Below are 24,752 nucleotides of genomic sequence, written 5' to 3'. Positions count from 1 at the left end.
TAGCCCAGGACGTAAGGGCCGTGATGATTTGACGTCATCCCCACCTTCCTCACGGTTTGCACCGGCAGTCTTGTTAGAGTTCCCGACATCACTCGCTGGCAACTAACAACAGGGGTTGCGCTCGTTATAGGACTTAACCTGACACCTCACGGCACGAGCTGACGACAACCATGCAGCACCTTGTAAAGTGTCCGAAGAAAAGTCTGTCTCTAGACCTGTCACTCTACATTTAAGCCCTGGTAAGGTTCCTCGCGTATCATCGAATTAAACCACATGCTCCACCGCTTGTGCGGGCCCCCGTCAATTCCTTTGAGTTTCATTCTTGCGAACGTACTCCCCAGGTGGGTTACTTATCACTTTCGCTTAGCCACTCAGTCTTGCGACCGAACAGCTAGTAACCATCGTTTACGGCGTGGACTACCAGGGTATCTAATCCTGTTCGCTACCCACGCTTTCGTCCATCAGTGTCAGTATATTATTAGTGATCTGCCTTCGCAATTGGTATTCTATGTAATATCTATGCATTTCACCGCTACACTACATATTCTAACCACTTCATAATAACTCAAGACAACCAGTATCAAAGGCAATTTTACAGTTGAGCTGCAAGATTTCACCTCTGACTTAATCGTCCACCTACGGACCCTTTAAACCCAATGATTCCGGATAACGCTTGGATCCTCCGTATTACCGCGGCTGCTGGCACGGAGTTAGCCGATCCTTATTCTTACGGTACCGTCAAATTCCCTCACGAGGGAGTGTTTCTTCCCGTATAAAAGCAGTTTACAACCCATAGGGCAGTCTTCCTGCACGCGGCATGGCTGGATCAGGCTCCCGCCCATTGTCCAATATTCCTCACTGCTGCCTCCCGTAGGAGTCTGGTCCGTGTCTCAGTACCAGTGTGGGGGATCTCCCTCTCAGGACCCCTATCTATCGTTGCCATGGTATGCCGTTACCACACCATCTAGCTAATAGAACGCATGCCCATCTTTTACCGATAAATCTTTAATTATCAAATGATGCCATCCAATAATACTATGGGATATTAATCCAAATTTCTCTGGGCTATCCCCCTGTAAAAGGTAGGTTGCATACGCGTTACGCACCCGTGCGCCGGTCGTCGGCGGTGCAAGCACCCCGTTACCCCTCGACTTGCATGTGTTAGGCCTGCCGCTAGCGTTCATCCTGAGCCAGGATCAAACTCTTCATCGTTAAATTTTTAAGTGTTTCCACTATTATCTTTAACAACTAATGGAATTTTCCAGTACTCAAAATGGCTTATTCTCTTCTTATTGACAACAACCGTTTCCAGTTGTTATCTACGCTGTCAATTCAATATGTTAATGAACTTTTATTCTTCTTTACTTTCTCTTTCAAAACTTCCGTCTGAAAGCGGGTGCAAATATAAAACCCTTTTTCATTCCTTGCAATGTTTTTTTGATTTTTTTTGAAAGTTTTTTTTCAAACCTTTCAACCAACAAAACACAACTTACAATGAACTTTTCTTTCTAAAAACGTTGCCGTTTTTAGCGGCTGCAAATGTACAACCTTTTTTAAATCTACAAAGCTTTTTTTGATATTTTTTAAATTTAATTTTAAACCCTATCGCTTGCCTGCAAATGAACGTTTGCTTACTCCTTTTCTTATATCCCTCTTGCCGTAAGCGGGTGCAAATATACACCCCTTTTCTTTTCTCAAACAAACTTTTTGAGGTGTTTTTTTGAATTATTTTTTAATACACTGGAATTATGCGAGTTGAGACTTCACAATATTCAATTTCGGATACTTCAAATCATTTCATATCTACAAAACCAGATAAGCATTCAGCTTTTATAGGCATCTAACTCCTTTAATTGACTTATAACTTTTATGGCCCACTTCTCGCTTGCAGCCTTATCGAACCCATGTATAGTAGCGCCATCATAGATCTTTTGATACTCTCTACACGCTTGCCAGATGTTTTTATAAACTCCATAATATATTTCAAACCTGGTCTCTCCCTTCATTTTTAGATATTCAAACTGTTTTCTGATTTTTCTAGCATACAGTTCAGCTATATCAAAATGTAATTGTTCGTGAACCAACAAGTCTTCGGAATCTACCACTTGTTTAAACCAAGACGCTTTTTTATAGAATTGTGCTTTTACTGTAAGACTTCTATAATTTTTAATATTATCATTTTCATCTACAAGTACATTTCTAGGGTAGATCTCTATTTTATATGACGTCTTAGCATCACCTAACGCATCTACATCTAAATTTCCTTCAAAATCTTGCACACGCAATTTATTGTTGTACTCCCAAACTATAATATTACCTTCCATTTACTGAGCAACATCATGAAAACTTACAGCAAAAATCATTATACAGATTATTTTAGGCACTGCTTCAACCATCAAATCAAAATATAAACTTATTGTTTGTCGTTTTTTTACCTTCACTTTTTTAAATAACAAACCTAATACAATACCTCAAATATTAAAACACAATTTATAGTATATATATTAAGGTATCGTGCTAAACACTTTTTACAGGCACTTAACATCTAAATTTACGACTATATATTGTATCTCTATTGAGATACTCTTATCTTTGCTTCTTCAATTTTAATATATAATATGATACAGATCACATTACCGGATGGTAGTATAAAATCGTTTGAGGAGAATTCTACTCCTATGGATGTCGCTAAAAGCATTAGCGAAGGGTTAGCAAGAAATGTAATTTCTGCAAGTTTTAATGGTACAACCGTAGAAACCACAACCCCATTAACCACCGACGGTTCGTTAATATTATATACATGGAATAATGATGAAGGTAAAAAAGCATTCTGGCATTCTTCGGCCCACGTGCTTGCGCAGGCTTTAGAAGAATTATACCCAGGAAGCAAATTAACTATTGGACCAGCTATTGAAAATGGTTTTTATTACGATGTCGATTTTGGCGATCATGTGATTTCCGACAAAGACTTTAAAACTATAGAAACTAAAATGCTTGACATTGCCCGTGGTAAACACGATTTTAATATGAGAGCCATTTCTAAAGCCGAAGCCTTAGAAACCTATAAAGACAACGCATACAAAACCGAATTAATAGAGAATTTAGAAGATGGTACAATAACATTCTGCGATCATTCTACATTCACCGATTTATGTCGTGGTGGACACATTCCTAATACTGGTATTATAAAAGCCGTTAAAATACTTTCGGTTGCTGGTGCCTATTGGAGAGGAGATGAAAACAACAAACAATTAACTCGTGTTTACGGTATTTCGTTCCCAAAACAAAAGGAACTTACAGAATATTTACACTTATTAGAAGAAGCAAAAAAACGCGATCACAGAAAATTAGGTAAAGAATTAGAATTATTCACCTTTTCTTCTAAAGTAGGTCAAGGTTTACCTTTATGGTTGCCAAAAGGGGCAGCTTTAAGAGAACGTCTAGAAAACTTCCTTAAAAAAGCGCAAAAGAAAGCGGGTTACGAAATGGTAGTTACTCCACACATTGGCCAAAAAGAACTGTATGTTACCTCTGGACATTATGCAAAATATGGCGAAGACAGCTTTCAACCCATACACACGCCTAAAGAAGGTGAAGAATTTTTATTAAAACCAATGAACTGTCCGCACCATTGCGAAATTTACAACAGCAGCCAATGGTCTTATAAAGATTTACCAAAACGTTTCGCTGAATTTGGAACGGTTTACCGTTACGAACAAAGTGGCGAATTGCACGGTTTAACACGAGTACGAGGTTTTACTCAAGACGACGCCCATATTTTCTGTACACCAGAACAACTCGATCAAGAATTTAAAAATGTAATCGATTTAGTGCTTTATGTTTTCGGTTCTTTAGGTTTCGAAAACTTTACCGCCCAAGTTTCTGTAAGAGATTTAGATAATCCAGATAAATATATAGGTAAGGCAGAAAACTGGGAAAAAGCAGAACAAGCCATAATTAATGCCGCTAAAGACAAAGGTTTAAACTATGTTATAGAATCTGGTGAAGCAGCCTTCTACGGTCCAAAATTAGACTTTATGGTGAAGGATGCTCTGGGCAGACAATGGCAATTAGGAACCATACAAGTAGATTACAACTTACCAGAGCGTTTCGATTTATCGTACAAAGGCAGCGATAACGAATCTCACAGACCAGTAATGATACACCGTGCGCCGTTTGGAAGTATGGAGCGCTTTATAGCCATTTTATTAGAACATACTGGCGGAAATTTCCCGTTATGGCTAGTTCCTGAGCAAGTTATCATCTTATCAATTAGCGAGAAATATGAAAAATACGCCGAAAAAGTTTTAAATTTGCTAGAAAATCACGAAATTCGCGCCCTCGTAGACCATAGAAATGAGACCATTGGGAAGAAAATTAGGGAGGCCGAAATGAAAAAAATCCCATATATGGTAATCATTGGGGAAAACGAAGAGCAAGAAAACAAAATATCTGTGCGTCAACATGGTGGAGACGATTTAGGAGCAATTACAATAGAAGAATTTGCTAAAATTGTAGATACCGAGATTCACAAAACATTAAAACAATTTTAAAAAAGTTAAGTTTAACTAAAATTTTATAGCCATAGCAATACGTAGAAAAAAACAAGCCCCGAGACGGGTAGAAAAAGAAGATCAGCATAGAATCAATTCTAAGATTAGAGTTGATGAAGTTAGATTAGTAGGTGACAATGTAGATATAGGTATATATCCCATAAAACAAGCCTTAGCCATTGCCGAAGAGCAAGAGTTAGATCTTGTTGAAATTTCGCCTAAAGCAGTGCCTCCTGTTTGTAAAGTTATGGATTATAAAAAGTTTCTTTACGAACAAAAGAAACGTGATAAAGCTTTAAAATCGAAGGCGACTAAAGTAATTGTAAAAGAGATTCGTTTTGGGCCACAAACCGATGATCACGATTACGAGTTTAAAAAGAAACATGCAGAAAAGTTCTTAAAAGAAGGCGCAAAACTAAAAGCGTTTGTGTTTTTTAAAGGACGTTCTATTGTGTTTAAAGAGCAAGGGCAAATATTGTTATTACGTTTAGCTCAAGACCTTGAAGAATTTGGTAAAGTAGAACAAATGCCAAAATTGGAAGGAAAACGTATGACGATGTTTATTGCTCCTAAAAAAACAAAATAAACCCTGATTTTTTTCAGGTTTAAAATAATAAGCGAAAGAATTTAAAACTAGGAGAACAAGATGCCTAAAATGAAAACAAAATCTAGTGCCAAAAAACGTTTTAAGTTAACCGGTACTGGTAAGATTAAAAGAAAGCACGCTTTTAAAAGTCACATCTTAACAAAGAAGTCTAAAAAGCGTAAGCTAGCGTTAACTCACAGTGGACTAGTTCACGATAACGATGTTAACAGCATAAAAGAACAATTGCGTTTAAAATAAAACGTAGTTCTGGTTTAAATAATTTTATAACCCTGGAGTTAGGCCAATTTAAAGCATTCAAAAAAACATTTAGAATCGCCTACTACAAAAAACACATTTAAGAAATGCCAAGATCAGTAAACTCAGTAGCTAAAAGAGCCAGAAGAAAAAAGGTTCTTAAGCAAGCAAAAGGTTATTTCGGACGTCGTAAAAACGTTTGGACAGTAGCCAAAAACGCGGTTGATAAAGCGATGCAATACTCGTACAGAGACCGTAGAAACAAAAAGAGAACTTTCCGTGCTTTATGGATTACGCGTATTAACGCTGGAGCTAGACTACACGGATTATCTTATTCTCAATTCATGGGTAAATTAAAAGCTAACAATATCGAATTAAACCGTAAGGTTTTAGCCGATTTAGCAATGAACAACCCTGAAGCTTTTGAAGCAATAGTAAACAAAGTAAAATAAGGCGTTAGCCTAATTGTATAACAATTTCGCTTATAAATAAAAACCGACTCGTTTAAGAGTCGGTTTTTTTATGCTTGAATTACTCTTTCCTCTTTTTATAAAACACTTTTAATGGCTTCTACCATTTTGGCTGCTCTTTGCTTAGTCTCTGCTTCAGACCAAGAGAGTTTTATAAGACAAGAAATATTTCTTCCTATAAAATGATCTGATTGTTTAAATTCCTTTGTTTTTAATTCGGCTAGAGCTTCTTTTATATGTGGTGCTATAGGATACAAACTTTTTGCTTCCTTTAAATGCTCCCAACGTCTTACATAATGCCAATTGTTGTTATAATAATGAAAGCACCCGTCTATACCAACTTCCTTAAACTTTAGCATCGCTTTGTTTGCTGTATTTAAATCTGGTAAAAAGAAACTTAAAAACGAATAGTTTTCTTCTCCGCCATCGGGAACCGTTCTAAACACAATTTCTGGAATGGCTTTAAGTGCTTCCTTAATTATTGTATAATGCTTTTTCTGTAAAGCTATAAAATCTTTTAATCGTCTTAATTGGGCTAAACCAACTGCAGCATGTAATTCTGATATTCTAAAATTATAGCCTAAATAAGGGTGACTTTCTGCTCCTCGATCTGAACCAACATGATCGTGACCATGATCACTAAACTGATCGGCCCATGTGGCATATTCGTCGTTATTTGTAATTATGGCTCCGCCTTCGCCAGCAGTTATCGTTTTTACAAAATCGAAAGAGAAACACCCTATATCACCATAACTTCCTAAAAATTCACCTTTATATGTACCTCCTATCGCCTGACAGGCATCTTCTATCAATTTTATATTATGTGAATTACACAACGCCTTTAACCCCGCTAAATCTGCCATACTACCGCACATATGCACGGGCATAATAGCCTTGGTTTTTGAAGTAATCGCCTGTTTTACTGCCTGAACATCTAAGGTTAAAGTATCGTCTATATCCACTAAAACAGGTATAGCACCTAACATTAAAACGGCTTCAAAACTAGCAACAAAAGTAAAAGTGGGTAAAATCACCTCGTCTCCTGCTCCAACTCCCGCAATTGCTAATGCAACAGAAACTGCTGCAGTACCACTAGATACAAGCTGTGCATGTTTAACTTTAAACTCGTTTTGTAATTCAGTTTCTAAAGCCTTGGCTTTCCAATGTCCATTACGCATGGCATCAAAACCATAGCGCATTAATATTCCGTTATCTAATACATCATTAACTTCCTTACGTTCCGAAGGACCAAAAAGTTCAAATCCTGGCATGTTTTTATTTTAAAATTAAGGCCAAATGTACAATTAAAGCCATACATAAAAAACTACTTTTAGTTTCAATATGCAGGACAAACAATTACTATTGATCAAAAATGAATTACAGCATCGGCTATAGGTTTACGCACTTTTTTTAATGCCGAAAAGAGGTCGTCTGTTGCACGATACCCTATAGGAAGTACTAAAACAGATTTTAAACCTCTGTCTGCTAATTGCAAAAACTCGTCGTATTTCTGTGGTTCAAACCCTTCCATAGGACAGGCGTCAATGCCTTCAATGGCACATACGGTAAGTAAATTTCCCATCGTTAAATAAGCTTGCTTAGTCGCCCAGTCTTCGATTTTAGATTGCTCCATTTTTTCAAAATCATCGACTAAAAACTCCTTAAACGGTAACAAGACCTCTTTAGGTGTATTTCTTAAAGTTTCTACACGGGAAAAGTAATTCTCTACAAAAACTTTATCTATTGCTGTTTCTATACAAAATATCAAGACATGCGATGCTTGCTTTATTTGCTGCTGGTTCATAGAAAACTCTACTAATTGCTCTTGCATGATTTTATTCTTAAGGATTATCAACTTAACAGGTTGCAAACCATAAGAAGTTGCCGTTAAATTAAAAGCCTGTTTTAGAATTTGTATTTTTGAGTCGTCGATTACCCTAGTTGCATCGAATTTCTTAGTCGCATAACGCCACTTTAATTGTTTTATAATATCCATAAATTAAAAAAATAGTGCCTAAAAATAAGGCTTAAAATTGAAGTTACGGTCTTAAATCTCCAACTTTTAACTTTCAAGTTCATAATTCTGATTTTTCATTTTCCGATAACTCACTATACAACAAAAACTTACATCAGCTTCCGAAAAAAAGTTTCATTTTTCAATAAAAAAATTTGAAAGAATCGAAAAAGGGTGTTATATTTGCACCCGCATTCAAGGAATACTTGATGAGGCACTCAGGAGAAATGGCAGAGTGGTCGAATGCGGCAGTCTTGAAAACTGTTGAGGGTCACACCTCCGGGGGTTCGAATCCCTCTTTCTCCGCTTGGTAAACACCAAATTAAAACAAAACCCCGTAAACTTCAATGTTTACGGGGTTTTTTAATTCTTCAAATTTCATATAACACCATATAATATCATATTAAAAGGGGCTAATTCGGTGTCACCTAAAATATTTTAATAAGTGACACCGAATCAATTACAATAACCTGAAAAACAACAAGATACAAGGGTAGGTTTTAAAATATTTTTTTGTAATTTCAAAGAAAAAAGGAGGAAATCATGACCTATAATTTATCACTTTTATACTATATTAAAAAAAGTAAAGCCGATTCCACTGGTTACGCAAACATATATTTACGAATTACAGTAAATGGAAAAAGAGCCGAATTGAGTATTAATAAGAAGGTACACATCTCTAAATGGAATGCCCAAGCCAATGTAGTAATGGGCTTTTCAGAAAAAGTTAAGACTCTTAATAGTTACCTAAATCACATAAAAATTAAATTATACAAACTAGAACAAGAATTTATTTTAGCAGAGAAAGAAATCACGGCAAAAAATTTACGTGATGCCTATTTGGGAAAAAATGAAGATATCAAAATGATATTGGAAATATTTGCTGATCACAATGCTATGGTTGATAGCTTAGTTGGAAAAGACTATGCTGAAGGAACCGCCGAACGATATAGGACAGCTAAAAAACATTTAGGAGATTACATAACTACCTCCTTAAAAAAAACAGACTATCCCGTTACCAAAATAAATCTGGAATTTATAAATGGATTTGAATACTATTTAAAATCCAAACGGAATTGCAGTCATAATACCGCTGTAAAATATATTACTAATTTTAAAAAAATTATAAGAATAGCCTATGCTAATGGATGGATTAAAAGCGATCCCTTCTATTATTGGAAATCACGTCTTAAAATTGTAAATCGAGAATTTCTTACAGAAACTGAATTACAAAAAATAATCGATAAAAGAATAAAAATTCCTAGACTGGAACAAGTCAAGGATATCTTCATTTTTTGCTGTTTTACAGGGTTAGCTTATATTGATGTTAAACAATTGAGTGCTAAAGATATTATTATAGGCATAGATGGTGATAGATGGATTAAAATCTTCAGAACAAAAACGTCAACCAAGAGCAATATCCCACTACTCCCTACCGCTGAAGCTATTTTACAGAAATATGAAGAACATCCCGATATAAAAGATACAGACTTAGTTTTACCTGTCTTAAGCAATCAAAAAATGAATGCCTATTTGAAAGAGATAGCAGATTTATGCCATATCAACAAAAATCTTACTTTTCATTTAGCTCGGCACACCTTTGCCACTACAATAACCTTAACCAATGGTGTACCTATTGAATCGGTAAGTAAAATGTTAGGCCATACATCATTAAAAACAACCCAGCATTACGCTAAAATCTTGGATAGAAAAGTAAGTGAAGACATGCAAATCCTTAAGTCAAAACTAGCATAAACAACATCTGTATTAAAATAAAAACAACAGACCACAGTTAAAAATAAATTAAATCTACGGTTTGATGTTTTTATGTAAACTAGCATTATTGCATTTATTTAAACATACTAGGAGAATAAAAGCTCTGCAACTAAATCAGCTTTTTTTCTTGTCGAATTAATTTGCACTCGAACTATTAATACCTTGTAATAAAACCTTGTTAGCTTCAATAAAAGTTGCGACCTGAGAAGATACCTTTTCAACTATTTCGTTTAACTTTTTTTCATCATTTAAAGATTGAAGAAATTTAAAATCTGATAGATAAATCTTCTTTTCATCAAAAGTAAGTTCAGTAAAATGAGGCCAACAACCGGTTAGTTTATTAAAATCTTTATCTAAATTTAATACTTCATTCTTATCATAAATCCCTATAAATAACACACCGTCTTTATGTCCAATCCCACTAAAACCTTCAATTCCGAAACAAAGACGCTCTTTATGAAGATTTTCTTTACGTAACATTAAAGCTGCCGATCTTTGGTCTACGTTTCTTTTATCTGTTATTTTATAATCCTTTAATTTACTTTTAAGGTTAGCTGCTAATTGATCTCTGAATCTTTTTTTTAATTTGTTAATTAGTTTGTTGTAATTATTCGCGATATGAGCAGCTTCTTCAAGATTTTTAATGATAACATCATTTAACTCATTTTCTAATTTATTTCCCAAAGTATTAGTGATTTGTTGAATTAGTATTTTATATTGTTTTATGCTTTCCCTAAGAATAGGTTGATCTGACGCTATGGCTTGACAATCTTCCAACCAATTTAAAATTTCATTATTGTAAGCTATTATGTGATAATCTTCACCAGCAATAAGATTACCTATACTTTCTTCACTTGGTTCATCTCCATATTTAGACAAATAAAGCACCTTGTTTTTCGGCTTATTATAATTACAATAACGTTCTATTTGTCCTAATTGATCTCCTGCATCTATTTTATTTTCAATTGAGATTGAATTACCTGCTGCATCCGATAAATAAATATCTATTCGACCTCCAGATCTACAGCCAATATCTTTTAAATTATCAACCACATCGATATAATGTTCGATTTTTAAAGTGGCACTATCACAATTAAAATCGTTATACACCTCAGTAGGCAAAATTTTAAAAAAAGCCTTAAGAAATGCATCTTTCATTAGATGCGTACCATCAGGATTAAGTAACTCTCCTAAAAAAGCCGAATGGGTACGAACTTCATCAGTTTTGAGGTTTAAAATATTATAGATGTTAAACAATTCACCTTTTGCATAAGCCAATTCCTCGTTGTGTTGGATTATTTTTCTTGTATTATCTAAAACATTTATAATTTTTTCCTTTGTATTTCTCTCCATAAAATTTATTGTTTGTAATGAAACAGGAATTAAAAAAGCATAGCTCTATTCCTACAAATTAAGTCATACTATTGTTAAAAGACAAGTCATTCTATTTTTTCGATATTTAAATATAATTACACAATTTTGTATTTTACTTTTAGCTATAATTTCATCCAAACATTTCATCCCACTTTTTAAAATACTCATCTATAGGAAGAAAATTTGCTTTATCTGGATTGTCTAATAAGTATTGCGCTTGCTCGTATGATTTCATCAGTCGAGCAAAAGAATTATTAATGTCTTTTTCATCAAAAGATATAAAGGTCATTTCGCACAAACAATGGACTATAATTTCAAAGGCCGAGAAATTTTCTAGATTCTCTTTTGCAATTGGCTTACCAAGCCATTCTGCCCAAGACGCAAACTCCATAGCAAAAGGCTCGTCTTCCTCCTCAGATATGGGACAAAATATTTCAACATAAGTCTCGTCGGCATCAGGCAACGAATCATCTTTAAGCTCCTTTAAAATCAATGGGGTTTTACTGGGTATAGGAATTAAATGTTGTAGTTTTTTATAAACTTGTTTGTAATCTTCCAGTTGATTTTGCTCTTCGGGGTACAATTCTAGTAAAATGATTTCGACGCTAGCCCATGAGTTTGTTAATATTAAATCGTATAAAGTCATAATCTTAATTTAAATGAGATATTCGTTTTCAATAAAGGGATAATAAAATTACTACTACACCCGAAACACATATACCTCCAAACCGCGCAATTGGGCTAAATCGATAATATGTTTTGTTCCAGAACTTTCACCATCCCAGAAGGCAATAAGCATATCGCTATATTCTACCATAGCAGCATTGCGAACAAATCCTGCTGCGTTTTGAAATGTTTTCCAGTCTGGCGGCACAACTACCAGCTCGTATTGGTATTCCTTAGCAAATTGTATAGCTAAAGCATCGGTTCCTTTGGCGCCACCACAAATAATTTGTACATGTTTAAGCTTTTCTAGCAACTTTTCACATTGGTGTTTTAAGGTTTGGTAATCTTCAAACGTTCTACTGCCAGCAATAATACACCTAGTATATTTATGTTTCATGCTAAAGGGTTTTGGAGCTAATCCTGTTCAGATTCAACCGCCGTAAGCGTGCGCATTGGTTGATCAAAGGTCATAGAAATAAAGTCATTAATAGCATTACTACTATCTAACTTAATACCTTGATTAGCTTCCAGAATTGCGGTATTTCCTGCTGACTTTATCGTGCGATATTCTAATGGATGATGCAATACCCCTATAGGTTGTTGAAGCGCCTTAGCAAATTTAAAGGTATGCATGGTTCCTCCTTCTATTTCCGATTCTATAATGATAACTCCATCACTTAAAGCACTTTGCAGTCTATTGCGTTGGATAAAATAGTTTTTTTGAACGGCTGTACCTGGAGGATATTCTGATAATAATACCCCATCCTGTTCTAAAATTTGTTGTGCTAATGTTCTATTTTGTTTCGGAAAAATTTTATCAAGGCCACATGGTAAAACCGCAATAGTTTTCCCATTATTTTCCAGAGCACAAGTGTGCGCCATAGTATCACAACCCTGAGCCAAGCCACTAACAATTACAGCGCCTTGTTTTAAACAGTGTTTTGTAATATTATAACCTGCTTCCAAACCAAATTTTGAAGGTTCACGAGCCCCTATGACCGCCAAAAGGCGTTTCTGTTTTAAGGTATTTAAGTTTCCCTGAACATATATAACCACAGGTGGATTTAATATTTCAAGAAACTGTTTCGGGTAATTCTCATCATAAATAGAGATTACGTGTATGTCTAAGTGTTTTGCTTTTAAAGAAATATCCTCAGCATTCCTAACAGCTTCATCTATAACTTCTTTAGAAAATTCAGGAATGCGTTTTAAACGAGATTGTGCCGCTATAAGTGCGCTATTCAAATCTTCTGAAGAGCGTATTTGAAAAGGTATTGATTTAATAATTTTGTTTGCTAACACAGGCCCTATTTTAGGTAGTTGCAACAAAGCGATAATATAAGTGTTTTTCATTGTGTTTAAGAATTAGGGCTACTACAAATATAAATGCCTTAGCCATTAAAAAAAGTATTTCGATTGGTTTTTAAGTTGCCAAAGTTATCTTGGTAGCACTACGATTAAGATCCCTTCCTGCCTTTGTAATTTGCATTTCATCTGCCGTAATTGACCTGACCTTAGATTGCAAAGTTTCTAGATAATAAAATTTAGTTTTATCGGTTTCAAAATCGATTTTAGATACTCCGTATTGTATAATCATCGCTTTTAAGTCCTCCTTTTCTATTTGAGGATGTTTACATAAGTAATCGGCCAACACTAACAATAGTTTCATTTCTCTGTTTAGTGTTGTCTTAGCTAGTTCTAAAGCCTTTTCAACGGTTTCTTTTATTTGCTTTTCAACCGTTATAACATTGTGATACGCATTATTTCTTACATCGGAACTATCATAACGTAACGGAGAATCACCCAGACCACTTAATTTGTACATATTGGTTAAGAAACTTGTTGCATTGCTTATGTCTTTGGTGGAACCCGATGTCACGTAGTCCTTACCAAACACAAGTTCTTCGGCTGCCATCCCTCCCAAATACATGGCTACGCGATTGAATATTTCCTTTTTGTAATGGAAATCGCATTCCGGTAAGGAAAGTACAAAACCAGGAAACTCATCGGCACTTTTAGAATGTACGTGTTCTGGAATTTCATTTAGCAGAAAAGTAGAAATTATTGCATGACCGCTTTCATGAACTGCGACGACAGCCTGTATGTCGTCAAAGGTGTTTACGCGTAAATTCTCCAAAACCAGATGCACATCAAATGATTTTGTGCTAACAATTTTAGCTCCATGTTTGTAATGAGCTACAAGCTTAGAGTTTTCGACTTTTAAGTCAATGTTATGGATTGCTATATCGAGTTTAAGAACTTCAGATATGATATTAGGGATCTGTGATTTTAATATGGTATTTACCGTAGTAAAAATGGGACGCGCTCCTTGAGACGGAAAAACTCCTTCTTTATAAATTAAATGCTCTAAGGAATCATCCAAATGAAATTGTATACCAGAGTACAAAACTAATTTATTGGTGATTTGTTTTAGTTCTTTGGCAATTATTTGTTTATAAGCAACTGAAGATAAAGCAGGGTAAATAATATGATTATTGCCTAGTCTAGAAATTTGTTCATTTCTGAATAAATTGGCCAAGGCCTTTTTAATTTTAGGAAGGGTTATTTTTAAAGACAAAGCATGAAAATAATCAGCGTGAATCTCGGAATTTAAGTTATCAACCATTTGGTAAGCGCCATCTAGATTTCCAATTACAAAGATGATGGCCTTAGAGAGGTTTAAGGTTTTGTCTTCATTCTTATCTTCTTTTAATTTTGAAATGATGCCTGTATCTAAAAGTTCCCAAATTAATCGTGTTTCAGGGGTTTCAGACTCCCAACGTTTTTCATCTAAAGTTCTTGCATGCTGAAATTCATCCAGAATAATAGCTACTCTTGGCGATTTAGAATCTTCACTTTCAATTACTTTTTGAATATTTAAAATGTTAGTATCACTTTCGTCTTGCGTATTTCCCATATCGAAATGATAGACTGAATCATTCAAGTCCAAAAGTTCCATAATGCGTTTCACCAAACTGGTTTTTCCCACACCTGTTAGTCCCCAAAGATTGACCACAATAGGGCGTTCTTGAAAATCGGCTAAGATATACCAAGTACGAATGTTTGCGCAAACTTGATCGATAGCGGCATCTATTCCGAAAAATTCTGTTTTTAATATGGTATTGGCTTTTTCTAGGCGCTGTTGTTTGTATTCTAATTGGGCTTTAATATGGTCTAGTTTAGTGGTCATAACTTCTATAATTTGATTACGAGTCAAAAAAACAACCATAGACCGACAACATGTGTCGGTTTAAAATATTATTTTTAAATTGTAAAACAAAACCACTGTATTTAAAACACTATCAAATGTCAAATCCATCATTATCAAAACGGACGATTCTTCTTTTAAATTTTATAAAAAACAAACATTATCCTTCCAAATCCGAAGTTATGGAATACTTAAAGGATCAAGATATTGTAGTTTCAGAACGAACAATAGAACGAGAACTAAAGAGTATAAGAAACGATTTTGGAATCGAGATCTCTCATTGTAGAAAATACAGGGGCTATTATATAAATGAAGAAGAAAGTGTGGACATAATCTCTTTTTTCAAATATTTGGAATTGGTAAGTATAAGTGAAATTTTTTCCGAAGGTTTAATGAGCGACAACAAACTCAAGGAGTACATACTTTTTGAAAACACACCTGTTTTAAATGGTATAGAAAACCTCTCTCCTATTTTAATCGCTATAAAACAAGGTTGTAAATTATCGTTCGAGCATTATAATTATTATAAGGACACGAAGAAGCAGTATACCATTTCACCTTTAATGATTAAAGAATATTTAAACCGGTGGTACGTTATAGGCGTTGTTGATGGTTTGAACACTATACGTATTTTCGGGATAGACAGACTGAGTGATTTAAAACAAGGTGACCTTATGACTGTAATAAGAAAGGATTTTGAAGAAGATTTAAACAAATTCAGTAACATTGTTGGGGTACGTGTAAATGAAGCTTCATTGGAAAATATTGTTTTAAAAACCCATGAAAAACACATGCGATATCTTAAAAGTTTACCGCTTCATCAATCCCAATACATTTTACCCGATACTGAATCTGGATATTATAAAGTGGGTTATAATATTATTCCTAATTATGAATTTGACATCCAGATATTGAAAATGAGTATGGAAGTTGAAGTGTTAAAGCCAGAGTGGTACAGGAACCATATAAAAGCAGAAATAGAAAAAATTTACAACAAATATAAAGACTAATCCAATCCACTATGAGCAAGGAACGTTATCTCACCAAATCCAGATTTAAACTGGGTTTAGAGTGTCCTACAAAATTATTTTATACACGTAAATCTGAATATGTAAACCAACAACTCTCCAATCCGTTTTTAGAAGCCTTGGCAGAAGGTGGATTTCAGGTCGAAGAACTAGCGCGAATGCAATACCCTGATGGAGTTGCGATTTTAGGTGATGATTGGAATTACGATCTATTGGTACAGAAAACAGAAAAGCTATTACAACAAGATAATGTGGTTATTTTTGAAGCGGCCTTTCTGTACGACGGGTTATTTATACGGGTGGATATTTTAGAAAAAAAAGGTAATCATATAAATCTTTTTGAAGTTAAGGCAAAATCGATAAGTGCAAATAACCATGAATCTTTCATAGGAAAACGCGGGGGGTTAACCGGTGGGTGGTCTGCTTACCTTTATGATGTTGCATTTCAAGAATATGTAATACAAAAATGCCATCCAGATTGGAAAATTAAACCCTATTTAAAACTGGTAAATAAAGATGCTGTTGCTACGGTTGATGGTATAAATCAGAGTTTTAAAATTTCAAAATCATCCGAATTAAGAACAGGAATACTAAAAAAGGAAGGCCTGGAATTAGATGATCTTGGAGAGAATTTATTGGCTGATATTAGTATAGAACAAGAGCTTGAATTTATTTACAGAACTAACCCTTTAAATGAAGGTGTAAGTTTTGAAGCATTGCTTTTTATGTTTCGAGATCATTACGCTCAGGATAAGAAATTAATCGAGCCTATTGGAAGCCAGTGCAAGAGTTGTGAATTTTATACAGAAACACCGACTCTAGAGGCTAAAAGTGGGTATCACGATTGCTGGACCTCTCAATTACAAATTTCAAAACAAGCGGCAAACCAACCTAAGGTTTATGATGTCTGGAATTTCAGAGGTGCAAAGCAATTAATCGAGTCTGGTAAATACTTTATATCTGAATTATCAGAGTCGGATATAAAGCCTATACCTGAAGCCTATAAAATTTCTAATTCAGAAAGACGTTGGATTCAAGTGGAAAAACAGCAAGAGAAGGACACTACTCCGTTTATAGAATTAGATGGCTTAAAGCAGGAAATGTCAACTTGGGTTTATCCTTTAAATTTTATTGATTTTGAAACCTCTATGGTGGCTTTGCCTTTTACCTCAGGCAGACACCCTTACGAACAAACGGCGTTTCAGTTTTCCCATCATATCGTGCATGAAGACGATCGTGTAGAACATGCTACAGAATATTTAAATGCAGCTGTTGGTGAATTTCCTAATTTCGAATTTGTAAGAGCATTAAAACAAGCATTGGAAAAAAATGAGGGAAGTATATTCAGATATCATAATCATGAAAATACAGTTTTAAACCAAATACATGATCAGTTAGCGGATTCCAATGAACCAGATAAAACCGAGCTTCAGGCATTTATAGAACGTATTACACACTCCACAGGAAGTCGCACTAAAACATGGCAAGGCGAACGTGATATGATAGATCTGTACCGTGTAGTAAAGGATTATTATTATCACCCTATGACCAATGGATCGATATCCATTAAAGCTATTTTGCCAGCAGTATTAAATTCGAGTGTGTTTTTAAAAGAAAAATATGCTAACCCTATAGAAGATATACAAGTAACTAGTAAGAATTTTAATGAAGATCATGTCTTTATCAATATAAAAGAAGGTGTGGTTATTAGTCCTTACAAAACACTTCCCGCTTTATTTGAAGATTGGTCTGAAGACCAATTGGAAGTACTGGTTTCGGAAATGAACCTTATTGCGGATGGTGGCGCTGCATTAACGGCATATAGCAAATTACAGTTTGAGACGATGCAGGAAAGAGAACGTTTGGAAATAGCAAAAGGCCTTTTAAAATATTGCGAACTAGATACTTTGGCGATGGTTATGATTTACGAATATTTTAAATCATTGTAATTAAAATTTACACCGACATGTTTTGACGGGTAGACAATATACATTTGTTGAATAACATTACTTTACTTGATAGAATTATGAGTAGATCCATAAAGAAAACAAAAATTCACGGCATTACATCTGCAACATCAGAAAAGGCATGTAAGCGATTCGCAAACAGAAAATTTAGGAGAATTATCAAACAAAAAATTACAACTGACGACCTCGATTTACCAAAAGTTCGGGAGATTTCGAATGTGTGGTTCTTTGAAAAGGATGGAAAAAAATACAATTCCGAAATGACACCCAAAGCATTAAGAAAATAATTATACTACTGCTGTAGCTTCATAAAAGCTTGCTGTGAAACATACTTAAATGACTATTAGAACAATTGAATAAATTATGAACATACTATATATTCACGGCTTAAATGGAAGTTTAAGTGCAGAAAAAAGAACAATTTTAGAACACTTCGGTTCCGTATATGCTCCAGCAATTGATTTTGAAAACACACCCGACAGTATTGCCCAAATTATATCAAGTTATAAAGAAATAGATATCAATGTTGTTATTGGTAGTAGTATGGGAGGATTTGCAGGGTATTATGTTTCTAATGCATTGCAACGCCCGGCTTTGCTTTTTAATCCTGCATTGGCACAACGATCTGTATTGCAAAATATCCCTGAATTGCCTTATCAAAAAAGTATACTGAAACATATTATTTTAGGTACGGCAGATGACGTTGTAAACCCGAAAGAAACTATCCTTTTTCTTGCAAACACGATAGTTGAGCATCCAGAGTATGATATTCATTTACGAAACGATTTGGCCCACCGTATCCCTATAGACATATTTGAAGAAGAGGCGGAAGATTTTTTCAGTAAACTTTGTTATTAAGTATGAAAAAGAAGCTCTTTTTAGATGATTTAAGAACTGTCGATATGGTATACGCGAAATCTAAAGTTTCAGATTTTGATGTGGTAAGATGTTATGAGGGCTTTGTAAAATACATCGAACTAAATGGCCTTCCTGAATTTATAAGTTTCGATAATGATCTGGGTTTAGATGAGAGCGGAAAAGTAGCACCAGATGGTTTGGCTGCTGCAAAATGGCTGGTTTACGAATCGGGATTAGATTTAAGTCATTTAAAGTTTCGCGTGCATTCTGCAAATCCCGTTGCTGCAGAACAAATTCGAGGACTTCTTAGTAATTATATTAATTTTTTAAATAAAAGTAATGACAGTTCTAAAATTGTGGAGGATGATGAAGAGGATAATAATGATCTGGAACGTATTAGTGATAAGTAAAAACATATGAATACAGACAACACTTTACAGCAAGTTATTGAGTATAAAAATAAGATATTAAAAATTCCAAATTCAGAATCTTTGGACGATATCAAAGAAATGGAAAGCTACGATTATGATATTGTATCGTTAATTTATGACTATTGTGTTTCTAAAAACTATAATATTGATGGGTTTCCCGATAAATATTCAGAATTTATAGCGAATGATGATGACGATTTTTATGACTTTTTAAGTTTTAAAGTACAATACTATTACGGGCTTAAAAATGCGTTGCTACACAAAGAGGTTTTATTATACTTTAAAACGTATTATTACTATCCAGAAGCCGCAGAATATACAGACGAGGCCTGTAAAGAAGATATTCTATTGGAGATTAGTTTATTAAAAGATGAAGGGGTAAATCTGGACTTTAATAAAGAGGACTATTGATATGCTACATTAGCAATCAAATTATTTTTAATCAATTTCATTATACCTAATAAATAAACTATGGCCAGAAATAATAGAAGAGGAGTTGATATCCCGAAACAAATTATGAAAACTATGAAAAAAGTAAAAAGAAAGCGCATGCGTCAGATTCCAATACATACGCCTATTAAGGAACAACAATACAACGATGCGCGATTGGAGCTGTAATTGTTAATTAGATTACAGAAACCAAATCGGAGAACTTACCCTTATTTCGGGATAGTGTCAAACGATGATTTTTGTCTAGAATTGCTGATAACCCAAACCGACCAGCACAACTCATAATTACAGAGTTTACTCAGTAACTAATGCATTTTAATCCATTTTAGCACAAAAATATTTTCTTGTTTTATCCCTTACATGAAGTATGTCAAACAAAAGCAAAGTTTAGATAAACCGAGTTAGTAAATATTAAAACCGCCCCTTGAATGAATAGAACATTTTTTGAATATTTAGGAATTGCTGATATGGAAAAAATTCATTCCCAAATATTACAATGGATATTATCAAATGATAATAAAAGTTTAACTTCTGATCAAAAAAACGATTTTATTTCTGACTTTCTTAATATTCAAAACTTTCAAGTTTTAGAAACAATTACGGAATACGAAAAAATAGACATATTAATAAAGTCTGAAAACAGAATAATTTGTATTGAAAATAAACTTAAATCTTCGCAACATTCTAACCAACTGGATAGATATACAAGATCTATTAAAAAAAAATATGGGGAAATAAAGACCTGTTTTTTCTTTTTAACTTTTATAGAAGAAGATTCAAATGATTCTAATTGGAAAAATGTCAGTTATAATAAATTACTGAATGCATTGCAAAAACTCAAAATTGAAAAAAATACTGACGGATTAATTCTAATAGAATACATTAGAACTCTTGAAAATTTCTCTACCATAATAAATGAATTTTTAGAAAAACCTTCAGATTTCATTAATGTTTTTTACGATGGAAGTAAAACTAAACATCAAAAGAAAAAAGAACATAAAAATAGTAAACAACAATTTATAAGTGAAAACCAGTTAGAAACAATTTTTCAAAAATTGTATTTAAAAAAGGTTGCAGACCTTTTAAAATTACCTGATTATTATATTATAGAAACTCACGGAAATGCAATTTTAGGAGTACCTATCATTAAAAATTTTGATATTGACGGCATAAATTTCAATTTTGGTTTTGATTATCAAAAAGGAACATTTAAGACCTTCTGCACAGCTACTGAGTATAAAAATTCAGTGTGTTCTCAAATACCTGAAAAAATTCCAATTTTACTAAAAAAAGCATTGTCCAAAAAAGAACAGTATGGATATAAGCGTATTAATAAACCAAGAACAAAAGCACAATATTCAATAACAAAAGGCAACAAAAAAAATATTGGTATTGATATTGAAACATTTTCCGAATTATTTAACTCTGAATTAAATTTATCAAAGACAATAATTTACGAAGAAATAATTAAAAACATTTGCTAGGATAGCTATAAGTGCCTTGCTTGTTCTCGCCTACTTCCGAAAATCCTCGCGGATTTTCAGTTTGGTGTGTACTTGCAAAGTTAACCGCTAAACCACTCAACTACTCATACCTGCCGAGGCCGTTGTGCGTCATTATAATACACTAGCGAAACCAGTTACCTATACGTCTAAAAATATTTTGCTTAACAATAACAACTTCTCCTAATAATTCTTCTGCCATAATAAGTTCAACATGCAACGGGGTATCAATATCTGTAAGAGATAACTCTTGTGTTTCAAAACCCAGAAATGAAAAAACTAAAAACCCACTAGTTTCCAACGCTAATTTCTGAAAAGTAATCGAAAACTGGCCATCAAAATCCGTCACAACTCCATTAGAACACCCCTTTAAAACAACATTAACACCCGGCATGGGCACATCACCATCACTTACAACTCCGGTTATCGTAATAGAATCCTTAGCCAGTTTTCGGGGTAACTCAGCAGATGCGGTCTTGCCCTGAGGTGAAACCGTCGTCGGGAAAGGCGGAGTGGGCTGACTGTAAACAGCTGGAGCTAATTAAAATAATGAAGACACCCCTAAATACATTCCTAGTTTACCATACCAGCGAGGCGTTTCACAAGGAAGGGGAACAGCCAATTGTTTTGGTGTAAATCGCCCACAAATCTTACCCTGTTTCAAAATAACACGGGTTAATTCCAAAGGAGAAGATTGTGTAAAATCAATAACATCCCTTTGGCAAGCTGTACAAAACGCACCCTTTTCAGTGGGTGTCATCGTTTCCCAACGTTCATGGCAAGGCTTCGGAATCTGTATCTGATACTGCATAATTTCAATTAGTAATATCTTAAATGTAATTAAATTTAAAGAAACACCTTAGGTTTTCATTCATTTTGAGTTATTTTAGTAACATAAAAATAGCTTGGTTTAACCCTTACATAAAGACTGTCAAACAAAAGTTTTGTTTAGATAATCCGAGTTGTAGGTAATTTTAGCGCACCAAGAAACTGAATGGAAAATTTGATAGGAAATATTGTCTTTTTAATAGTTGGAGGCGGATTTTTATATGCTGGATTCTATATTAGAAATACAAATCGTAGAATACTGACAAATGGAATTAAAACTAAAGCGCAAATAATTGACTTTAAAAAAGAGCGGATTAAAGATGCGGATGGAGAATCTTTTGAATATCATTTTCCAATAATAAGTTTTACCGACCGAAATGGAATTGAAATGACTCAAAAGTTAGACTCAAGTGAAAATCCAAAACGGATTAATGAGCTGATTGACATTATTTACCTCAAAAGAGAAAATGAATACGAAATTGTAAAAGACAATGATTGGTGGGAAAAGAATCTAACAATGATTTTATTAATCGGTGGGTTTCTATTTTCTGGAATCGGAATTATATTGTTGATAAACAAAATATGAATAAAAAACTACCTACAACAACGTTTATAAAAAATTGCTATTTTTAACCTAAACGGAACATTGTTGCAAATTTACCAACTTCTGATTTTCCTACGGAAAATCCTCGTTGTCAAATTCGCAACTTTTCATAAACAAAACCGTTATGTGCAAGGCGAATAAAAATCTGAACAAATAAAAATATGAGTTTTTTAAAATCAATATTTAGTACAAAAGAGGAACCAATAAACTCTTACTCTGATTTTTGGAAATGGTTTGAACAAAACGAAAAAAAGTTTCATAAAGTCCTAAAAGACCAAGGCAATATTCACAAAGTGTTTTTTGACAAACTTGCACCAAAACTAAATGAATTGAAAGATGGGTTTTGGTTTCTTGCAGGAATGTATGATGACACTACAGCTGAATTGATTTTAACAGCAGATGGAGTTATTAAAAATATTGTTTTTGTTGAGGAATTGGTAGACTCTGCACCAAAAATGAATAATTGGAAAATTACAGCTCTCAAACAACCATCTGACTTAAAGCAATTTGGAATTAAAATGGATGGTTATAAATTTGATGAGAATAAAATGAGTTTTTTTTCAACCGACCATAAACAAATGCCAGACGAAATTGATATCACAATTTCTCACAAAGATTTTAACGAGGAAAATAGAGCCATAATGACGAACGGAATTTACCTCGCTTTGGACAATTCTCTAGGCGAATTAAATTCTGTTACCACAATTGACAATGTAAATATCATTAACCCAAAAGATGCAACATCTGAATTAATTCCATTAGAAAAACTCAAGGACTTTTTGATTTGGAGAGAAAAAGAGTTCGTTGAAAAATATAAAGGCTTCCGACACGACACTGAGAATGACAATTACTCTGGACTTGAAGCTACTATGAAAAACGGACTTCCCTTACTTGCAGTTGTTAATACGGATTTACTGAATTGGGATAGTAAAGCTTCTCATCCTTGGATTGCTGTAATGGAAATAAAGTATGATGGAAAAGACAACAATGGAATGCCTAATGAATCAATTTATCAACTACTAAACGAAATTGAGGATAAAATTATGGCTGAATTAAAAGATTCTGATGGGTATTTAAACATTGGAAGACAAACAGCAGATTCTGTTCGAGAAGTATATTTCGCTTGTGTCGAATTTAGAAGACCATCAAAAGTATTACACGAAATAAAAAAAGAATATATAAATAAAATCGAGTTGGACTTTGACATTTATAAAGACAAATATTGGCAATCATTTAACCGATTTAATCCGAATTGAAAAAAGCCCAACACATAACAAGTTGGCTATAAGTGATTGCTTGTTCTCGCCTACTTCTGAAAATCCTTGCCGATTTTCAGTTTGGTTTGTACTTGCAAAATTAACCGCTAAACCACACAACTACTCATACGAGCCGAGACCGTTGTAAGTAATATTGAAAAACTGAAATCGAATGAAAATTATCAATTATAAAACGATATTTCTAATTTTAATTTCAACTTTCACTTATTCCCAAAATACTGAGAAAAAAATGAATAAAAATGTCCCAAATAGTGTTGAAATAGTTGACAACCATTTAGACCAATTCTTTGATATAGATGCCGATATCAAAGTTTTCGACGAAATAGAATCTGAAATAATTCATCGCGATATTTACTTAATAAAAGCTACAGAGGACAGACCATATCATATTTTGTTAAGTTGTGGAATGAGTGCTTTACCAATGACAATTCCCGAAGATATTGATTCATCGGAGTTTGTTGAAATTATGATTTTACTTCCAAAAGAATGGAATTTAGAATATGAATCCTTTAGCGACGAAAAAAATTATTGGCCTTTAAGAGCTATGAAAGGAATAATGATAACTCCACACGAGGACAATACTTGGTTTGGATTTGGACACACCTATGCCTATGAAGGTAATGATGAGTTTGCCGAGGGCATTGGATTTAATTCATTAATGTTAGCACATTCAATGGAATTATCCGATGACTTTACACAAATTGAATTGGCTAATGACAAAGTAATTGATATTTATACATTAATTCCTCTTTATAAAGAAGAATTAAAGTTTAAGAAAAAAAATGGCACAAGCGCTTTACTCGAACTATTTGACGAATTTGGGATTGAGGAAATAGTACAAATTGGCAGAAAAAATGTGTGTAAATAAAAATACTACTGGCAAGCCGGCTATAGTTCATTGCTTC

General features: G+C 33.9%; 26 protein-coding genes, 1 tRNA gene and 1 rRNA gene (1 of these 28 only partly in view). 17 read left to right on the top strand and 11 right to left on the bottom strand.

The genetic code is table 11. The features are described 5' to 3' along the window. Together ACR9EA_RS05675 and ACR9EA_RS05670 are read right to left on the bottom strand one after the other, a co-directional pair. A 16S ribosomal RNA gene (locus ACR9EA_RS05675) occupies positions 1-1,212 on the bottom strand (it extends 308 nt beyond the left edge of the window). A 611-nt stretch (positions 1,213-1,823) separates the two neighbouring features. Then, on the bottom strand, positions 1,824-2,324 hold the full coding sequence (locus ACR9EA_RS05670; protein ID WP_435138606.1) for a hypothetical protein: 501 nt from the start codon (positions 2,322-2,324) through the stop codon (positions 1,824-1,826). Positions 2,325-2,618: 294 nt separating this feature from the next. Between ACR9EA_RS05670 and thrS the strand changes: the two genes are divergently transcribed. From thrS to rplT, 4 genes are all read left to right on the top strand, one after another. Next, positions 2,619-4,553: a threonine--tRNA ligase gene (thrS, locus tag ACR9EA_RS05665; RefSeq protein ID WP_435138604.1), complete on the top strand. Its 1,935-nt coding sequence runs from the start codon at positions 2,619-2,621 to the stop codon at positions 4,551-4,553. Between the two features lie 31 nt (positions 4,554-4,584). Then, positions 4,585-5,139, top strand: coding sequence for a translation initiation factor IF-3 (infC, locus tag ACR9EA_RS05660; protein ID WP_435139821.1), 555 nt, complete (start codon positions 4,585-4,587; stop codon positions 5,137-5,139). Positions 5,140-5,199: 60 nt separating this feature from the next. Continuing rightward, positions 5,200-5,397: a 50S ribosomal protein L35 gene (gene rpmI, locus ACR9EA_RS05655; RefSeq protein WP_066220511.1), complete on the top strand. Its 198-nt coding sequence runs from the start codon at positions 5,200-5,202 to the stop codon at positions 5,395-5,397. A 104-nt stretch (positions 5,398-5,501) separates the two neighbouring features. Further along, the gene (gene rplT, locus ACR9EA_RS05650; protein ID WP_435138602.1) at positions 5,502-5,846 is read left to right on the top strand and encodes a 50S ribosomal protein L20; all 345 of its coding nucleotides are present in this window, start codon (positions 5,502-5,504) and stop codon (positions 5,844-5,846) included. 95 nt (positions 5,847-5,941) lie between these two features. Here the strand turns inward: rplT and ACR9EA_RS05645 are convergent, their stop codons facing one another. Together ACR9EA_RS05645 and ACR9EA_RS05640 are read right to left on the bottom strand one after the other, a co-directional pair. Further along, the gene (locus tag ACR9EA_RS05645) at positions 5,942-7,135 is read right to left on the bottom strand and encodes a DegT/DnrJ/EryC1/StrS family aminotransferase (RefSeq protein ID WP_435138600.1); all 1,194 of its coding nucleotides are present in this window, start codon (positions 7,133-7,135) and stop codon (positions 5,942-5,944) included. A gap of 95 nt (positions 7,136-7,230) precedes the next feature. Then, positions 7,231-7,860 carry an NAD(P)H-dependent oxidoreductase gene (locus tag ACR9EA_RS05640; RefSeq protein ID WP_435138598.1) on the bottom strand — a complete coding sequence of 210 codons (630 nt, stop codon included), beginning with the start codon at positions 7,858-7,860 and terminating at the stop codon, positions 7,231-7,233. A 239-nt stretch (positions 7,861-8,099) separates the two neighbouring features. Between ACR9EA_RS05640 and ACR9EA_RS05635 the strand changes: the two genes are divergently transcribed. After that, positions 8,100-8,184 (top strand) — tRNA-Ser (locus ACR9EA_RS05635). Positions 8,185-8,421: 237 nt separating this feature from the next. Further along, a complete protein-coding gene (locus tag ACR9EA_RS05630; RefSeq protein WP_435138596.1) occupies positions 8,422-9,633 on the top strand; it encodes a site-specific integrase in 1,212 nt (403 codons plus the stop codon). Between the two features lie 156 nt (positions 9,634-9,789). On the opposite strand, the gene ACR9EA_RS05625 is transcribed toward ACR9EA_RS05630, so the two are convergent. From ACR9EA_RS05625 to ACR9EA_RS05605, 5 genes are all read right to left on the bottom strand, one after another. Further along, positions 9,790-11,007, bottom strand: coding sequence for a PD-(D/E)XK nuclease family protein (locus tag ACR9EA_RS05625; protein ID WP_435138594.1), 1,218 nt, complete (start codon positions 11,005-11,007; stop codon positions 9,790-9,792). A gap of 151 nt (positions 11,008-11,158) precedes the next feature. Then, positions 11,159-11,674 carry a DUF6557 family protein gene (locus ACR9EA_RS05620; protein WP_435138592.1) on the bottom strand — a complete coding sequence of 172 codons (516 nt, stop codon included), beginning with the start codon at positions 11,672-11,674 and terminating at the stop codon, positions 11,159-11,161. 54 nt (positions 11,675-11,728) lie between these two features. Continuing rightward, positions 11,729-12,091, bottom strand: coding sequence for a DUF2493 domain-containing protein (locus ACR9EA_RS05615; RefSeq protein WP_435138590.1), 363 nt, complete (start codon positions 12,089-12,091; stop codon positions 11,729-11,731). A gap of 17 nt (positions 12,092-12,108) precedes the next feature. Continuing rightward, positions 12,109-13,047, bottom strand: coding sequence for a DNA-processing protein DprA (gene dprA, locus ACR9EA_RS05610; RefSeq protein WP_435138588.1), 939 nt, complete (start codon positions 13,045-13,047; stop codon positions 12,109-12,111). 70 nt (positions 13,048-13,117) lie between these two features. After that, complete coding sequence (locus tag ACR9EA_RS05605; protein WP_435138586.1) at positions 13,118-14,884, bottom strand: hypothetical protein; 1,767 nt, start codon at positions 14,882-14,884, stop codon at positions 13,118-13,120. A 116-nt stretch (positions 14,885-15,000) separates the two neighbouring features. Between ACR9EA_RS05605 and ACR9EA_RS05600 the strand changes: the two genes are divergently transcribed. The 8 genes from ACR9EA_RS05600 to ACR9EA_RS05565 all read left to right on the top strand — a co-directional run bounded on the left by ACR9EA_RS05600 (position 15,001) and on the right by ACR9EA_RS05565 (position 21,120). After that, the gene (locus tag ACR9EA_RS05600; protein WP_435138584.1) at positions 15,001-15,912 is read left to right on the top strand and encodes a helix-turn-helix transcriptional regulator; all 912 of its coding nucleotides are present in this window, start codon (positions 15,001-15,003) and stop codon (positions 15,910-15,912) included. 11 nt (positions 15,913-15,923) lie between these two features. Continuing rightward, positions 15,924-17,879: a DUF2779 domain-containing protein gene (locus ACR9EA_RS05595; protein ID WP_435138582.1), complete on the top strand. Its 1,956-nt coding sequence runs from the start codon at positions 15,924-15,926 to the stop codon at positions 17,877-17,879. 77 nt (positions 17,880-17,956) lie between these two features. Beyond that, the gene (locus tag ACR9EA_RS05590) at positions 17,957-18,184 is read left to right on the top strand and encodes a hypothetical protein (protein WP_435138580.1); all 228 of its coding nucleotides are present in this window, start codon (positions 17,957-17,959) and stop codon (positions 18,182-18,184) included. Positions 18,185-18,260: 76 nt separating this feature from the next. Continuing rightward, complete coding sequence (locus ACR9EA_RS05585; protein ID WP_435138579.1) at positions 18,261-18,755, top strand: YqiA/YcfP family alpha/beta fold hydrolase; 495 nt, start codon at positions 18,261-18,263, stop codon at positions 18,753-18,755. 2 nt (positions 18,756-18,757) lie between these two features. Next, entirely contained in the window at positions 18,758-19,165 is a 408-nt protein-coding gene (locus ACR9EA_RS05580; protein WP_435138577.1) for a cyclic-phosphate processing receiver domain-containing protein, read from the top strand. 6 nt (positions 19,166-19,171) lie between these two features. Next, entirely contained in the window at positions 19,172-19,597 is a 426-nt protein-coding gene (locus tag ACR9EA_RS05575; protein WP_435138575.1) for a hypothetical protein, read from the top strand. A 60-nt stretch (positions 19,598-19,657) separates the two neighbouring features. After that, entirely contained in the window at positions 19,658-19,804 is a 147-nt protein-coding gene (locus tag ACR9EA_RS05570) for a hypothetical protein (RefSeq protein ID WP_435138573.1), read from the top strand. Positions 19,805-20,064: 260 nt separating this feature from the next. Then, on the top strand, positions 20,065-21,120 hold the full coding sequence (locus tag ACR9EA_RS05565; RefSeq protein ID WP_435138571.1) for a PD-(D/E)XK nuclease family protein: 1,056 nt from the start codon (positions 20,065-20,067) through the stop codon (positions 21,118-21,120). 142 nt (positions 21,121-21,262) lie between these two features. On the opposite strand, the gene ACR9EA_RS05560 is transcribed toward ACR9EA_RS05565, so the two are convergent. Together ACR9EA_RS05560 and ACR9EA_RS05555 are read right to left on the bottom strand one after the other, a co-directional pair. Continuing rightward, positions 21,263-21,565 carry a carboxypeptidase-like regulatory domain-containing protein gene (locus ACR9EA_RS05560; RefSeq protein ID WP_435139818.1) on the bottom strand — a complete coding sequence of 101 codons (303 nt, stop codon included), beginning with the start codon at positions 21,563-21,565 and terminating at the stop codon, positions 21,263-21,265. A 114-nt stretch (positions 21,566-21,679) separates the two neighbouring features. Then, positions 21,680-21,949 (bottom strand): hypothetical protein, encoded by a 270-nt coding sequence (locus ACR9EA_RS05555; RefSeq protein ID WP_435138569.1) that lies wholly within the window; start codon positions 21,947-21,949, stop codon positions 21,680-21,682. Between the two features lie 183 nt (positions 21,950-22,132). Between ACR9EA_RS05555 and ACR9EA_RS05550 the strand changes: the two genes are divergently transcribed. From ACR9EA_RS05550 to ACR9EA_RS05540, 3 genes are all read left to right on the top strand, one after another. Continuing rightward, on the top strand, positions 22,133-22,552 hold the full coding sequence (locus tag ACR9EA_RS05550) for a hypothetical protein (protein ID WP_435138567.1): 420 nt from the start codon (positions 22,133-22,135) through the stop codon (positions 22,550-22,552). A 179-nt stretch (positions 22,553-22,731) separates the two neighbouring features. Next, on the top strand, positions 22,732-23,826 hold the full coding sequence (locus ACR9EA_RS05545) for a DUF695 domain-containing protein (protein WP_435138565.1): 1,095 nt from the start codon (positions 22,732-22,734) through the stop codon (positions 23,824-23,826). A 172-nt stretch (positions 23,827-23,998) separates the two neighbouring features. Then, the gene (locus ACR9EA_RS05540; RefSeq protein ID WP_435138563.1) at positions 23,999-24,715 is read left to right on the top strand and encodes a suppressor of fused domain protein; all 717 of its coding nucleotides are present in this window, start codon (positions 23,999-24,001) and stop codon (positions 24,713-24,715) included. Positions 24,716-24,752: the final 37 nt, after the last annotated feature.

The organism is Formosa sp. A9, from assembly GCF_051200825.1.
Classification (GTDB): Bacteria; Bacteroidota; Bacteroidia; order Flavobacteriales; family Flavobacteriaceae; genus Formosa.
The sequence above is the reverse complement of the archived record's forward strand: the minus strand, read 5'-3'. Positions and strand labels throughout refer to the sequence as shown.

Coding starts and splice junctions, on each gene's coding strand:
- ACR9EA_RS05670 (WP_435138606.1), bottom strand. CDS start 2,324: ATGGAAGGTAATATTATAGTTTGGGAGTACAACAATAAATTGCGTGTG.
- thrS (WP_435138604.1), top strand. CDS start 2,619: ATGATACAGATCACATTACCGGATGGTAGTATAAAATCGTTTGAGGAG.
- rpmI (WP_066220511.1), top strand. CDS start 5,200: ATGCCTAAAATGAAAACAAAATCTAGTGCCAAAAAACGTTTTAAGTTA.
- rplT (WP_435138602.1), top strand. CDS start 5,502: ATGCCAAGATCAGTAAACTCAGTAGCTAAAAGAGCCAGAAGAAAAAAG.
- ACR9EA_RS05645 (WP_435138600.1), bottom strand. CDS start 7,135: ATGCCAGGATTTGAACTTTTTGGTCCTTCGGAACGTAAGGAAGTTAAT.
- ACR9EA_RS05640 (WP_435138598.1), bottom strand. CDS start 7,860: ATGGATATTATAAAACAATTAAAGTGGCGTTATGCGACTAAGAAATTC.
- ACR9EA_RS05630 (WP_435138596.1), top strand. CDS start 8,422: ATGACCTATAATTTATCACTTTTATACTATATTAAAAAAAGTAAAGCC.
- ACR9EA_RS05625 (WP_435138594.1), bottom strand. CDS start 11,007: ATGGAGAGAAATACAAAGGAAAAAATTATAAATGTTTTAGATAATACA.
- ACR9EA_RS05620 (WP_435138592.1), bottom strand. CDS start 11,674: ATGACTTTATACGATTTAATATTAACAAACTCATGGGCTAGCGTCGAA.
- ACR9EA_RS05615 (WP_435138590.1), bottom strand. CDS start 12,091: ATGAAACATAAATATACTAGGTGTATTATTGCTGGCAGTAGAACGTTT.
- dprA (WP_435138588.1), bottom strand. CDS start 13,047: ATGAAAAACACTTATATTATCGCTTTGTTGCAACTACCTAAAATAGGG.
- ACR9EA_RS05605 (WP_435138586.1), bottom strand. CDS start 14,884: ATGACCACTAAACTAGACCATATTAAAGCCCAATTAGAATACAAACAA.
- ACR9EA_RS05600 (WP_435138584.1), top strand. CDS start 15,001: ATGTCAAATCCATCATTATCAAAACGGACGATTCTTCTTTTAAATTTT.
- ACR9EA_RS05595 (WP_435138582.1), top strand. CDS start 15,924: ATGAGCAAGGAACGTTATCTCACCAAATCCAGATTTAAACTGGGTTTA.
- ACR9EA_RS05590 (WP_435138580.1), top strand. CDS start 17,957: ATGAGTAGATCCATAAAGAAAACAAAAATTCACGGCATTACATCTGCA.
- ACR9EA_RS05585 (WP_435138579.1), top strand. CDS start 18,261: ATGAACATACTATATATTCACGGCTTAAATGGAAGTTTAAGTGCAGAA.
- ACR9EA_RS05580 (WP_435138577.1), top strand. CDS start 18,758: ATGAAAAAGAAGCTCTTTTTAGATGATTTAAGAACTGTCGATATGGTA.
- ACR9EA_RS05575 (WP_435138575.1), top strand. CDS start 19,172: ATGAATACAGACAACACTTTACAGCAAGTTATTGAGTATAAAAATAAG.
- ACR9EA_RS05570 (WP_435138573.1), top strand. CDS start 19,658: ATGGCCAGAAATAATAGAAGAGGAGTTGATATCCCGAAACAAATTATG.
- ACR9EA_RS05565 (WP_435138571.1), top strand. CDS start 20,065: ATGAATAGAACATTTTTTGAATATTTAGGAATTGCTGATATGGAAAAA.
- ACR9EA_RS05555 (WP_435138569.1), bottom strand. CDS start 21,949: ATGCAGTATCAGATACAGATTCCGAAGCCTTGCCATGAACGTTGGGAA.
- ACR9EA_RS05550 (WP_435138567.1), top strand. CDS start 22,133: ATGGAAAATTTGATAGGAAATATTGTCTTTTTAATAGTTGGAGGCGGA.
- ACR9EA_RS05545 (WP_435138565.1), top strand. CDS start 22,732: ATGAGTTTTTTAAAATCAATATTTAGTACAAAAGAGGAACCAATAAAC.
- ACR9EA_RS05540 (WP_435138563.1), top strand. CDS start 23,999: ATGAAAATTATCAATTATAAAACGATATTTCTAATTTTAATTTCAACT.